General features: G+C 52.0%; 11 protein-coding genes. 5 read left to right on the forward strand and 6 right to left on the reverse strand.

The genetic code is table 11. The features are described from left to right. Positions 1-168: 168 nt before the first annotated feature. From gtfA to OCT58_RS00090, 4 genes are all read right to left on the reverse strand, one after another. The gene (gtfA, locus tag OCT58_RS00075; protein WP_267200781.1) at positions 169-1626 is read right to left on the reverse strand and encodes a sucrose phosphorylase; all 1458 of its coding nucleotides are present in this window, start codon (positions 1624-1626) and stop codon (positions 169-171) included. Between the two features lie 27 nt (positions 1627-1653). Further along, positions 1654-2871 (reverse strand): MFS transporter, encoded by a 1218-nt coding sequence (locus OCT58_RS00080; protein ID WP_267200782.1) that lies wholly within the window; start codon positions 2869-2871, stop codon positions 1654-1656. 252 nt (positions 2872-3123) lie between these two features. Beyond that, on the reverse strand, positions 3124-3966 hold the full coding sequence (locus tag OCT58_RS00085; protein WP_267200783.1) for an aldo/keto reductase: 843 nt from the start codon (positions 3964-3966) through the stop codon (positions 3124-3126). Positions 3967-4000: 34 nt separating this feature from the next. Continuing rightward, on the reverse strand, positions 4001-4807 hold the full coding sequence (locus OCT58_RS00090; protein ID WP_267200784.1) for a serine hydrolase: 807 nt from the start codon (positions 4805-4807) through the stop codon (positions 4001-4003). A gap of 193 nt (positions 4808-5000) precedes the next feature. Here OCT58_RS00090 and OCT58_RS00095 point away from each other — a divergent pair, with 193 nt between their 5' ends. After that, a complete protein-coding gene (locus OCT58_RS00095) occupies positions 5001-6257 on the forward strand; it encodes a D-alanyl-D-alanine carboxypeptidase family protein (protein ID WP_267200785.1) in 1257 nt (418 codons plus the stop codon). A 232-nt stretch (positions 6258-6489) separates the two neighbouring features. Further along, on the forward strand, positions 6490-7959 hold the full coding sequence (locus tag OCT58_RS00100) for a C69 family dipeptidase (RefSeq protein ID WP_267200786.1): 1470 nt from the start codon (positions 6490-6492) through the stop codon (positions 7957-7959). An 86-nt stretch (positions 7960-8045) separates the two neighbouring features. On the opposite strand, the gene OCT58_RS00105 is transcribed toward OCT58_RS00100, so the two are convergent. Then, positions 8046-9083: an aldose epimerase family protein gene (locus tag OCT58_RS00105; protein WP_267200787.1), complete on the reverse strand. Its 1038-nt coding sequence runs from the start codon at positions 9081-9083 to the stop codon at positions 8046-8048. A gap of 167 nt (positions 9084-9250) precedes the next feature. On the opposite strand from OCT58_RS00105, the gene OCT58_RS00110 reads away from it, so the two are divergent. Together OCT58_RS00110 and OCT58_RS00115 are read left to right on the forward strand one after the other, a co-directional pair. Then, entirely contained in the window at positions 9251-9415 is a 165-nt protein-coding gene (locus OCT58_RS00110) for a hypothetical protein (RefSeq protein ID WP_267200788.1), read from the forward strand. A gap of 42 nt (positions 9416-9457) precedes the next feature. Further along, complete coding sequence (locus tag OCT58_RS00115) at positions 9458-9667, forward strand: hypothetical protein (protein ID WP_267200789.1); 210 nt, start codon at positions 9458-9460, stop codon at positions 9665-9667. 59 nt (positions 9668-9726) lie between these two features. Here OCT58_RS00115 and OCT58_RS00120 read toward each other — a convergent pair whose 3' ends face one another. Continuing rightward, positions 9727-11115, reverse strand: a complete 1389-nt coding sequence (locus OCT58_RS00120) for a DUF2252 domain-containing protein (RefSeq protein WP_438361098.1) — start codon at positions 11113-11115, stop codon at positions 9727-9729. A gap of 117 nt (positions 11116-11232) precedes the next feature. Here OCT58_RS00120 and OCT58_RS00125 point away from each other — a divergent pair, with 117 nt between their 5' ends. After that, positions 11233-12789 (forward strand): plasmid pRiA4b ORF-3 family protein, encoded by a 1557-nt coding sequence (locus tag OCT58_RS00125; RefSeq protein WP_267200790.1) that lies wholly within the window; start codon positions 11233-11235, stop codon positions 12787-12789. Positions 12790-12822: the final 33 nt, after the last annotated feature.

Here is a 12822-nt window from a genome sequence, read left to right on the forward strand (position 1 = left end):
CTTTTGATGGCGCCCGTCCTTTTTTGATTGGGGTAATAAAACAGCCCCTGCCTGGGCGGCAAGGGCTGAAAACCAACATCCGTGGTTTTAATTAACAAGCTTTTAGTGAATTGAATTGAGAGAGATTGTAGATGGGTGCTTGCTAATTATGGAAACGTGATTGAGAAATTACTTTTGAGCGAAGACCTCTTCACCGTTAGCGGTAATGGTGAAGGTCTTGTTAGCTGCGTCGGCGTCCAGAACGGCGACGTTTGCGCCATCCTTGTCGGTCCGGGTGATCTTGATGGTCGTGTCGGTTGGCGTTTCCACCTTGATGGAACCATCCAGGTCAAAGGCAGCGAACTTGTTCCGCCAGGACAAAAGCTTCAGCAGGTTGGCAACGACTGGGCGTTGAACTTCCTTGGCAACTTCTTCCTTGGTGTAGTAGTGACGGTTGATGTTCCGACCTTCCTTGGTCTTTTCGAGGAGTTCCAGGTCGTTGGAGCCGGCCAGAAGACCGACGTAGTAAACCATTGGAATACCAGGGGCGAAGATCTGGAATGCCCGGGCCATCAGGTAGGCACGGTCGTCGTCACCGAGGGCGGAGTAGAAAGTGGTGTTGATCTGGTAGATGTCCAGGTTGTGGTATTCAGCGCTGGAGTACTTCTTCTTAACGTTGGCACCGACCTTGTAGAGTTCCTTGGAAGTGTAGTCGATTTCGTCGTCAGTCAGGATGTCCTTGGCGTCGACAACCCCGATCCCGTCGTGGGTGTCCAGGGTGGTGAACTGCTTCATTGGGCTCATCTTCAGCCAGTTGGCCAGGCGGTTGGTCTTACCGGAGTACAGGGTGTACAGGGTGGTCATTGGCAGCACGAAGTCGTAGATGAAGTAGCCGTGGTTCGAGATCTTTTGTGGCATCGTGTAGTGTTCGTGGATCTCTGGCAGGATTTCAGCCTTGTAAGGGGCCAGGATCTTGCGAACGTCTTCGAGCAGGTCCCAGATTTCTGGTTCAACAAAGAAGTCGTTGGTGTCGGCCTTCTTAACGGCGTAAGCAAAGGCGTCCAGCCGGATCAGGTCGGCACCGTGCTTAACCATGCTGGTCAGAGTTTCCTTGAAGAATTCGTTGGCTACCTTGGACTTGACGTTGATGTCGATCTGTTCTTCACCAAACGTGTTCCAGAGGTGTTCCTTGGTCCCGTCGTCAAAGTCGATTTCCTGTTCAGGAGCCCGATCCTTCCGCTTGTAGATCAGGTCAATGTCCTTTTGGGTAGGACGGCCCTTGCCGGCAGCTTCCCAGAACTTTTCCCAGCGAATGAAGAAGTCGCTGTACTTGGAAGCGTCGTGGTTCTTCTTGAAGTCTTGGTACATCACGGACTTCTTGGAAATGTGGTTGATCATGAAATCAAACATCAGGTAGTAGTCCTTACCCAGGGCTTCAACATCGTCCCAGTCACCGAATGCGGAGTCAACAACGTCGTAACGGTATGGAGCAAAACCACGGTCACCGGTTGATGGGAAGAATGGCAGCAGGTGAACACCACCAATGGCGTCACCGATGTATTCCTTCAAGACTTCATGGGTTTCCTTAATGTTCTTGGCCATGGAGTCAGAATAGGTGATTAACATTGCTTTGTTTTGAATAGGCATGGTAGAAAACCTCCAAATAAATTAAATCTAGTGTTGAGCAGAACGACGAGTTGCAACAAAAATAATCAAGGCGATGATCAGCAGCACGATTCCGTAGATTGGGAACGGTGCGGCCAGTCCCATCCCGGCCAGCGGTTGGCCTAACAGATGATTGGTCCACTCGGCAATCGTTGGTGAGAAGAAGGAACCAAAGTTAAAGCCGATCAGGCACAAGGACGTTACCAGTGGCTGCCGGTTGGCCGGCGCCAGGTCTGGTAAGAGATTGAAAATCAACGGCGAAACCAGCTGCAGCGGGAAGCCAATCAGCAGGAGCCCAATGACCATCAGGACGAAATTATGGCCGGCAAAACCAAACAGGAAGTTCGACAGAGCCATTAAGCCGAGGCCGAGGTAGACGGTCCCGAAGCCGAGCCGCTTTTGGATTGCCCCGTAGCAGATCCCACCCAGCGTGGCCCCGATCAGCATCAGTGACAAGAACATTGAGGAACCGGTGTAGTGGCTGTCCTTGATTGTGACCGCCAGACCAGGGAAACGGTTCTCCATTCCAACATAGTCGACAACCAGCAAAAATGCAAAGAAAACGAGCAGGTAGACAACTGGGCTGATTTTGGTGATTTCCTTGGTTTCATCCTCACCCAGCTCGTCTGCCAAGCTGTCTTCGTCAATGTCGACATCCTCAGAGGCCGTATCCTCAGGAACCCGCATTGCGAAGAAGACCAGGACGATGAAGGCCAGGGCGTAAACCAGGAAGGATGCATGCCAGCCGGCCACGCTCAGGATCAACCCAGCGATCGATAGGGTGCAGGCCTGACCGATCTGTTCGGCTGCGGCCCGCCAGCCCAGCATTTGTGCCCGCTCGGTGCCGTCATACCAGACAGAAATCAGCGAGATCGCCTGCGAGTTGTAGAGCCCGAATCCGGCTCCGAGAATCAGTCGCGAGATCAGGATCGTCAGATAGTTGTTGACAAAGAAGGGAACCAACCCGGCGACCCCGACGATGCCCACCCCAGCCATGATAATCTTCTTGTCAGAAATGTGGAACCATTCCTGAATCAGTGGGGAGAGAACCACGAAGATCATGACGGCAAAGGATGGGGTGGTGACCAGGTATTCCGATTGCGTCTGGCTAATACCCAGTGCCGCTTTCAATTGGGGTAAGGACCCCTGAATGGCGTAGGCACTCGTCACCACGAATGAAACGGAGAGGAATGCCAGTTTGGTAATCATAGAATGTTTAGTGTTCATAATTTATCAGTTACTCTTTCTTTCCTTGAATTCTTGATTGCTAAACGTTTATCATTTTTGAATCCGTGATTAATATACTATGTCCAAACTAAAATGTCAAACGTTTATCAAAACAAAATGGAAACATTTCCATTGCCAGTGTTTCAGCACTTTTTGAAAACAGCATGTAAGCTTGCCGACCGTAGGATTCAACCGACTTCGTGAAAGAGTACATAAAAAAACGACCGCCGCTTGGCAGTCATTTCAAGTCCCTTAATATTGTTTGTCATATTCGTAGGTCAGCTCCGGCTCACGTCCGGTCCGCTGATATTTATTGAGGGCGTCGATTTGGGCCATCTCATCGTCCGTGAGCGTGAAGTCATAGATGGCGGCATTTTGCTGGATGCGGGCGGCGTGGACCGACTTCGGAATGAAGGAGACGCCGTTTTGCAGGTGCCAGCGGAGGATGACCTGGGCTGGTGACTTGTGGTGGACATCCGCAATCCGTTTTAAGACTTCCTCACCCAGCACGGCGCCGCGGCCAAGGGGGCTCCAGGCCTGGGTGACGATTTGCTGGTCCTGATTGAACTTCAGCAGCGGCTTTTGGGTCAGCAGGGGATGAAGCTCGATTTGGTCGACCACCGGCATTTCGCGGGCCTTGGTGGCCAGGTACTGGAGGTGGATCATTTGATAGTTGCTGACACCGATGGAGTGGGTCAGCCCGGCTTTTTTCATGTCTTCGAAGGCCCGCCAGGTTTCGAAAAAGGCCCGTTCGATCGGCCAGTGAACTAGGAGCAGGTCGACGTGGTCCATTTGCAGCTTCTTCAGCGACTCCTTGACCGAGGCGATGGCCTGATCGTAGCCTTGATTATTCTCGGCTACCTTGGTCGTGACAAAGATCTGGTCGCGCGGAATTTCCAGCTCCTTGAAGGCGGTCCCGACCTCCTGCTCGTTGCCGTAGAGCTGGGCGGTATCGAAGAGCCGGTAGCCGGCATCATAGGCACTCTTGATCGATGCGTTCATTGTCTCCTGACCGTCGACCTTGTAAAGTCCGAAGCCTTCCTGGGGCATTCGGTTGCCATCGGCGAGATCAAGATAATTGGTTTTAATATCCATCACTGACACTTCCTTTGCGGTTATTCTACCACGGCTATTTCATCAGCGGCTTAGTGACCCGGGCCAGCTGTTCGATCGTTTGCTGACCAGTGACCATGCTGTCGTTGTTGTCGGTGTAGATGGCGATCGTATAATCCGTGCCATTGTCGTTCTTGACGTAGCCGATACTGTTGACGATCCAATTATCATTGCCGTAAGAGAGCCAACCGTTTTTGATGGCGTAGTGCTTGCTGCCGGCAGAGATTCCCCAGGCCTGGTCGGATTCGACGTTGCTCATCATGCTGCGGATCAGGGCCCGGTCCTGGCTGGTGAGGACCTTAGAACGATAGAAGATATTGTTGAGCAATTTAATCTGGTCGGCAGGGGTGGTAGTGGTGAGTCCCCAGGTTTGGCTGGCCACTGAGTTTTTCATGCCAAATTTATCGAAGGTTGCCTGCAGTCCGGCCTTGCCACCCAGGTACGTCGTAAATAATTCGGTCGTAGCGTCGTTATCGCTTTGCTCAATCATTGCCTTGGCAAGTGCCTCCTGAGTACTGGTTAGCGGTGCGTGCTGCTTGGCCAAGATTCCCGCCAGGATGCTGACCTTGACGGTGCTGGCGGTGTGGAACTTATGGTTCGGCGCATTGGTGGACTGGTAAGTTTTATGCGTCTTTGGTGAATAAACGGCGATGCTAACCCGGTCGCTGGAGGTGTAGACGACCTTATTCCAGCTGGATTTGAGCCGGGCGTCTAGTGATGTGAAATGGTGGATGCCGATAATGGCCGCTAAAATAATGATAATTAGTAGAATTAGTCGGCCTTTTTTGCGGTGACGACGAGTTCGCTGTGGAACACGCTGCATGAATGATACCCCTCTCTAAATGTTGTACAGATTTATCATACTTGGGAACGGCGGAAAAATAAACCATTCTGGCTGATAATCCTGATAGTAGCAGTTGAATTTAACTTGAAAGTAAATCATTTTTCACTGATAATTCATATTTGGAGGTTTATCCTAATTAGTTGGGAAAATTAAAACGTGAAAGGACAGCGAAATGCATAAATTAGGTCGGAAGTTATTTTATTGCTTTTTAGTAGTGCTCACCATCAATCTGAGCCTGGGAGGACTAGTCAAAGTGGCCAGTGCCAGCACTGACTCTTTCTACCGCATGGACGCGCGGGCAGCATACGCCATTGATGCCGATACCGGTCAGGTTCTCTACCAAAAGAATGCAAATAAGACCTACCCGATTGCTTCTTTGACCAAGATCCTGACTTTGGCGGTGATCGAACAGGATATTCGCGATCATAAGCTGAGCTGGAATCAAAAGATCAAGATTACCCCGGCCGTTGCCAAGGTGGCCAACGACTGGCATTTCTCGAATGTCCAGTTGAATGCCGGTGAGAGCTACACGGTTCGCCAGCTGGCCGAGTCGATGATGATCGTTTCAGCGGACGGCAGCACCGAGGCCCTGGCCTTGGCCGATGCCGGCAGTACCGCCGCTTTTAACAAGAAGATGCAGGCGATGGCACGCAAAGCCGGGGTTACCGATGCCAAGATCTATAATATGATCGGCTTGCCGAATAAAGATCTGGGTAAAAACAAATTAAAGGGCGTCGACGGGGATGCCGAGAACAAGCTGTCGGCCAAGGATTTGGCGCTGATTTCACAATACATGATCAAGCATTATCCAGAGACACTGAAGATCACCAAGAAGAAGTTCGCCAACTTCAAGATCACTGAAGGCCAGGAGTACCAGATGGTCAACATCAATGCGCTCCTGCCGCAAAACGGCTACGCGCCGAAAGATTGGGAGATTGATGGGCTGAAGACCGGAAACACCGACGCGGCCGGTAAGTGCATCGTGACCACCGGAACCTACATGGGCCACCGGGTTATCCTGGTGGGCCTGCACACCAAGGGCGACTGGAATAATCAATCGAAGATGCAAAAGGAATTCTACGAGAAGCTGGCGGCCTCCTACCAGCCGGTAGAATTGCAGAATATTCAGCAGTTGTCTAAACGGGTTCAGCATACCCGAATTGTTCATGCCAAGAAGCACCGCACCGTTTCTTTGGCGCTGGCTAAGAAGTCGACTTGGATTTGGGTGCCGCGCAATACTACTTGGAAGCAAACGCATCCCACGGTCGTCATTAAGCATAGCAAGCAGTCGCTCACGGGTCGGCTTGAGGCGCCCGTGAAGAAGGGCCAGCGGGTTGGGTATCTGAATCTTCAGCTGCAGGGCCTCCCCGAAATGCAAATTCCGATTAAGGCCACCCAAACGATTGCGAGTCGGGGCTTTTGGAAGTAAAAAGATATGAAAAAATCCGCATTTATTGCGGATTTTTTTGTTTGCATAAACTTTCTTGACTGGGACTACTGTCGCATATATATACTATCAACGGACGCTTAACCGGATCTGTCGCGACGTTTTTGTATAGGGAATACAGAAGAAATGGGATCGTCAGCAATCTTGTTTGTTCCTGCACAAAACGGGTGGTACCTTTATCAATGTAAGCGTTACCACGAGGGAGGAATGAATCATGGTTAACCGATTTAAATGTTTAGTAGGTTTAGCAACGTTCGGGATGGTAATGGGGACCGTCAGTTCTGCGAGTGCTTGTACGACCGTGCTGGTTGGTAAAAAGGCCAGCGCCGACGGGTCGACGATGATCGCACGGAACGAAGACGTTGATACGGCTTGGGCCAAGCACTATGTTTATCACGCAGCCAACAGCAATGGCCCGACCGAGTATGTTTCAAAGGACAATCAATTCACGGTCTCACTGCCGGCCAACCAGCAGCGCTACACGAGCACGCCGGACTGGCAGCAGGTCGACGGCCAGGATCAGTTTGGTGAGGACGGGATCAACGGCAGCAACGTCGCCATGAGTGCGACCGAATCCGGCACCACCAACAAGAAAGCCCAGAAGGCGGATCCGTTCGTCAAGCACGGCCTGGAGGAGCAGTCAATGCTCGACGTGGTCTTGCCGTATGCCACCTCTGCTAAGGACGGGGTCAAGCGTCTCGGCCACATCATTGAGACCAAGGGCTCAGCTGAAAACAACGGGGTGATCTTCAGCGATAAGAATTCGATCTGGTACATGGAGATCGTCTCTGGTCACCACTGGGCCGCAGTGCGGGTACCAAACAACAAGTACGCGGTTATTCCGAACCAGACCATGATCGGCAATGTTAATACCAAGAAAAGCAATTACATGTCCTCAAAGAACCTGGTTTCCTTCGTCAAGAAGCACAATTTGAAGGGCTACGTCAATGGTCATCAGATCAATCTGGCGGAAGCATTTGGTACCAACGGTAAGGAAGATGCCGTCTACAACCGGCCACGGGTTTGGGATGGTCAACGGATCCTGACGCCAAGCAAGAAGCAGTCGATCACCAAGAAACACTTCACGATGTTCATGACGCCGGACCACAAGATCACGGTTACCAAGGTTCAAAAGGTTCTGGGCTCGCATTTCAACAACACCAAGTATGATAACAATGGCAAGTGGGTCGGCGGCTACCGGCCGATCAACGTTCCAACCAATGTTGAATCACACATCCTGCAGATTCGGTCCAACGTTCCAGACGAGATTGCCGGTGTCCAATGGTTAGCGATGGCTTCACCAGCCACCAGTGTTTACGTGCCGTTCTACACGAACATCACCAACACGCCAACCAACTACCAGAAAGGGACCAATAAGCCGGACAACACCTCTGCTTACTGGACCTACAAGATGACCCGGATTCTGGCCGATCCATACAAGAACAAGCTGGTCAACAAAGACGTTGTGCCGGTTAAGAATCACGTTCAAAAGCATCTGGATCAACAATTGGCAACCAATGATAAGCAGGCTGAACAACTGCCAAGCGATCAGGTTGCGGACTTCTTGACCCAGTGCAACCAGCAGAATGCTGACTACGCCCAAAACAAGTTTAAGAAGCTCAACCAGAAGCTGACGGTTGACGCTTCGAAGCAAACGAAGATTGTTCAGGACAAGAATCTGTAAACCAATAGCACCATTGAAACCAATCAAAAACAACCGCCATTCGCAAGTTTTGCCAATGACGGTTGTTTTAGTCAGTTGTTAAATTTTTAGTATTCAACGTGCCACTTGATCGTGTAGTTCTTTTCTTCGTTGGCCTTCAGGGTGATGTCACCAAATTCTGGGTGGTGAGGTGCGTCCGAAAGGGTCTGAGCTTCCATGGCGATCCCAAGGTGCGGGTGAACCTCACCGTGGTTGTAAACAGCGGAGTCGTCGGAGTTCATGGTGTACATGATCAAAGCATTTCGGTCGGAGTACAATTCCATCTTCCGGCCGCTCTGCTTGTCTTCCAGGGTGGCAACCGGTTCAGTCAGGCTTGGTTCAACAACCCAAATGTCGTCGAAACCGTTCTCCTTCGTGGAAGCCATCTGCTTAAGGGCGTCCCCCAGCAGGGTTGGCTTGGAGAAATCGAATGGCGTGCCGGCGTTTTCGATCATTTCGCCGGTTGGGATCTTCCCGTCGTCAACTGCCAGATGGTGCTTGGAGTTCACTTGCAGGGTCAGACCATCGACGGTCTTGGCACTGGCATCGGACAGGTTCCAGTAGGTGTGGTTGGTTGGGTTGAAGAGCGTGTCGCCGTCGCTGGTAGCGCCAAACTTCAAGGAGAGGTTGTCGTCGTTGTCCAGCGTGTAGGTGGCGGTGACGTGGATGGTTGCTGGGAAGGTGTCATCCTGTTCGCTCAGGGTCAGGCTCAGCGTGATGCTGGCGCTGTCGGCAGTGGTAGCCGTCTTGTCAACGTGCCAAATGTGGTTATAGAAGCCATTCGTTCCACCGTGCAGGGTGTTCTTGCCTTCATTTTGTTCCAGCTTGTAATCGTGGCCGTTGATCTGGACCTCACCATCGGCAATTCGTCCGGCAACCCGCCCGATCAGTCGGTTGGTGCAGAAACCGTTGTTGGTGAATTCATCCAGGTTTTCTGAGGTCAGGACCATGTCGGCCTTGCCGCCGTCCTTGGTTGGGACCTTGAGGGATTGGAGCAGACCGGCAAAGTCAAGCACGCTGGCCTGAACACCGTTGTCATTGGTTAAGACATACTTGGTAACGGGATCACCCTTAAAACTGCCGAATGGCACTTTTGTAATATCCATAATGAAAAAAACCTCCTTGAAAGTAAGCGCTTTACGCTATACTTTATATTCTACCACACTTTTTTTACTATTGTGCAAACGGTTGCAGTGGGAGAGAAGGCTTTGACAGGCCTGAGCTAGCCATTTAAAATTAAAGCAATTAGATCAAGAAAAGCGGGGCATTCAGGATGAAAACGACACGGTGGGAAAACTTTAAACGTGCCTTCAAGCGCAATTTCATAGACTTTTTGCTCATCTTTGCGGCCGAGGATCAGTTTATCCACAAACACCGTCGCAAGAGCAGCCAGATTAATGAACAGGCACGCTACGGTTCGACTAAGAAGGAAAAATAGCTTATCATTATCAAGATAAATAATTTTGGGGGATGAATGAACGTGGCAGAAAAGAAAAGCGACGACCAAATTCAGAAAGTATTGATGGACACTAAGGAAACGCTGGCTGAGGCTGAAAAAGAACTAATTCGGGCGAAGAAAAATAAAGAGATTACCGAAGACGATCAGCTGATGAAGATCATCACCACTAATTACGAGGTAGCCAAGAATAACTTGGCGACGGTCAAGCAATTGGCCAAGGCTGACAAATAAATGAACGGGGACTAGCGAGCCATTTTTTCGCTAGTCCCCGTTCTTATTTTTAAGTCGATTTAATCGTTTTTCTGAACGTATTCCTGAAAGGCCTGGAAGTCCCGGTCAACCTGTTGAACATATTGATGGGCCCACTGGGCTAATCCTGTGTCTAGCGCCTTTTGGTGACGCAAATATCCCCGTAGCATTGGTGAGGTCGGGCTCTGAGCATGGGCCATCGCCAGGCAGAGGGCACAGGTCTGGCAGTACAGCTGGTAGCTCGGTAGGTCGAGACGCTCCAGTTTAATTGATTCCTTCATGTCCCGGAACTGGCGAACGTAGTAGGAACGGTTGCCGAAGCGGGTGCTGGCCAGGAAGGGATCGGAGGTCGACTGCAGGACCCGCTGAGCGGTGACGATCCGCCGTCCGGCCAGCATCCCGTTGTCGATCGCCTGCTGGACCTTGAGATTGAGCAGGTTGTAGCGCAGCGGCATGGCTTCTTTGACCTGGAGGACCAGGTGCGACCCGTCGATCCCGGTCAGCATCAGGAGGTAGCAACGGGTCCCAAAGCTGCCGACGCCGACGCTATAACGGATGATGTCAGTGATGTGGAAGTTAGCGAGGAAGACCCGGATGTCCTGGCGAACGTTATCCCGGTAGTGTTCGTAGCCGGCAACCACCTGTTTGTACTGGAGCGGGCTGAGGTGCCGGGCGCGTGGCGGATTATCCCGGAAGACCAGCTGGCCGCGGTCGTTGATGGTCCCCATCTTGCGAACAATCTCCTCAGAGTTGCTGTGCTGGCTCTTTTTGATGATGTTTTGCAGGATTTTTTCCATCTGGGACGGGGCGTCGCCGAACTGGTTGATGCTGTTGATCATGTCGTGGATTTCAAACGAAAAGTAGAAGACCTCCGGGAGGGAGAGCTTATTGGCATTCTTGATGGCGTGGCGGTAGGTCTTGGTGGTCAGTTCAAGGACCTTGGTGAGCTCGTCTGGAGCAAAGCCGTTCTCATTGCCGGCCAGTTCGATGCTAACCAGGAGACGCTTGAGGTCGGACTCCCAGTTGCCAATTCGGGCCTCGTCGAAATCGTTAAGACCGAAGAGCAGCTTCCGTTCGGGGGAGGCATAGAAACCGAAGTTGTTGACGTGGGCGTCACCACAGATGACGATCGGAATACCGCTCTGGGATTGTTGCTTCATGTCTTGCTCCATCAGTTCGGCCGTGCCGCGGAAGAAAGCGAAGCGGCTGGCGGTCATTCGCTGGTGTCGCAATGGCAAAAGCTCAGGAATCATCTTGGCTTCAGTCTGGCTGATGGCGGCCACGGGGTCTCGTTTGACCGGAACGAAGGTTGACAGCTTTTTGCTGGAGACTTCCTTGAGACGCTGTTTGCCCATCTGTTCTAGCTCCGCCTTGGTGTGATTAATTTTGATTCGTTTCAGGTCAAAAAGATCTAGGGATTGTTCGTTCACGATAACCCTTCCTTTCGGACATATTCTAATGATTTAGTGAAAGTTGGCGGAAGAGTTTGAGTTCTGCCGGCAACTCTGTCACAATTATTATAGTAGAAAATAAAGGAGTTGGTAGGGGTGTTTATTGCAATTGAAAATCGGACTGCAGCGCATCTGCATGTCAATCCGGGTCCGGTGGCTCGTGACCAGTTTGACAGTCCTGCAACCTGGTCCGTCCGTTCCGCGGGCGATTTCATTATTTTTGTCAACAATGCGCTGGCCCTGCCGGTGATTGTCCGTCATCCGCAGCGCTTCAACGATTCCCGGGCCTTTGTGACGGCCTTTAAGCGGGAATTCATTGAATTATTGGGGGAGCTGCCGGTGCCACACGCCAAGATCAGCATGATCCGGTCACAACAGTTCCAGGAGATTGAATTTACCCGGCAACTCTCGTCGTCGGCCCAGCAAAAGCTGCAGCGCTACCAGAACCTGTTGACCGGGCCAAATTCGCCAATCGACTGGGAGGAGCAGCCGACGAATGCCCAGCTGGCTCTCCAGCTGGCCGAAAACACTGCGCTGACAAATCCGCAGACCGGCGATTCGGAAACGGTGATCGAACGCTTTGAGGACCATGTCGCCCAGCGCTACCAGTTGCCGGCCCATCCGCAGCTGAACGAGCATAACCGTTCCTATCTGTACCGGAGCGCTTCGCTCAACGACGTTATGAATGCCACGGCGGTCAGCGAGCTCTTCTTAAATGATTACCGGCGCTATTTGACGAACCGGGACAAGAGCGACCAGATTATCGATCGGGATCTTAATGCGGCGGCCGACTACCTCAGCTTTTGTGAGGGCGAGGGGGTCTCGTTGCTGGCAGACCTCGGTCTAGTTTACAACTATTTGCTGCACTATGAGGAGCTCAACGATGTTCAGATGAGTATGAGCGCGATGCGGAGCCTAGGGACGGCCTTGCGGGAACTGGGCCGCTTCATGCGCAACCAGCAGCTCTTCTCTTCGGCGGACTTCGACCAGTTTGTTCAGTCGGTCGGCCAAGGAATCAACGATCACTATTCCCATCAGCGGGTCTACCACCTGCAACGGCTGCTTTGCAATCTGCAGCAACAGGCTGAACAGCAGCGTGAGGCAATGGATCGGGGACGGCACTACCGGGGTGATGCCTATACCCTGACGGTGACGCTGGCGGACTATCAGCCGGCCATGTGGCGTCAGCTGCGGGTTAGTGGGGCGACCCGGTTGGACATGCTCTGCTACCAGATCCTGGCCAGCTTCAGGGCTAACGGCGGCCACCTCTTTGAACTCAGTGATGGCAAGCGTCACTTCCAGCTGCCGGTATTTGAAAGCGGGGCTGGTAATGAACAGGACATTGAGCTTCATTGGTTGGGCGAGTATCAACCGGGCGACGTGTTAACCCTGATCTATGACTTTGGTGATAGTTGGCGCTTCGAAATTAAGGTTGAGAGCGTGCAAAAGCAATCTCGGCTCCGTAACGCTGGCATGAGTGGAGCGGTTGTGCTGGACGGTGCCGGAGCTGGAATCATTGACGACATCGGCGGGACAACCGGCCTGCAGGAGGCGGCTTCGGATGATCCGTCAATCAACCGGACCCCGAACTTTGCTCAGGAGCAAGAAGAGTGGCGCCGCCGGGTGGAACAGCTCCAGGAAATTTACAACTAACGGTGCGCAATTCTTCACAAGCTGGTGAAAAGG

Source organism: Limosilactobacillus kribbianus (genome assembly GCF_026413145.1).
Classification (GTDB): Bacteria; Bacillota; Bacilli; order Lactobacillales; family Lactobacillaceae; genus Limosilactobacillus; species Limosilactobacillus kribbianus.

What these genes read in the sequence shown, in the direction of transcription:
- gtfA (WP_267200781.1), bottom strand. Translation starts at nt 1,626, where the DNA reads ATGCCTATTCAAAACAAAGCAATGTTAATCACCTATTCTGACTCCATG.
- OCT58_RS00080 (WP_267200782.1), bottom strand. Translation starts at nt 2,871, where the DNA reads ATGAACACTAAACATTCTATGATTACCAAACTGGCATTCCTCTCCGTT.
- OCT58_RS00085 (WP_267200783.1), bottom strand. Translation starts at nt 3,966, where the DNA reads ATGGATATTAAAACCAATTATCTTGATCTCGCCGATGGCAACCGAATG.
- OCT58_RS00090 (WP_267200784.1), bottom strand. Translation starts at nt 4,807, where the DNA reads ATGCAGCGTGTTCCACAGCGAACTCGTCGTCACCGCAAAAAAGGCCGA.
- OCT58_RS00095 (WP_267200785.1), top strand. Translation starts at nt 5,001, where the DNA reads ATGCATAAATTAGGTCGGAAGTTATTTTATTGCTTTTTAGTAGTGCTC.
- OCT58_RS00100 (WP_267200786.1), top strand. Translation starts at nt 6,490, where the DNA reads ATGGTTAACCGATTTAAATGTTTAGTAGGTTTAGCAACGTTCGGGATG.
- OCT58_RS00105 (WP_267200787.1), bottom strand. Translation starts at nt 9,083, where the DNA reads ATGGATATTACAAAAGTGCCATTCGGCAGTTTTAAGGGTGATCCCGTT.
- OCT58_RS00110 (WP_267200788.1), top strand. Translation starts at nt 9,251, where the DNA reads ATGAAAACGACACGGTGGGAAAACTTTAAACGTGCCTTCAAGCGCAAT.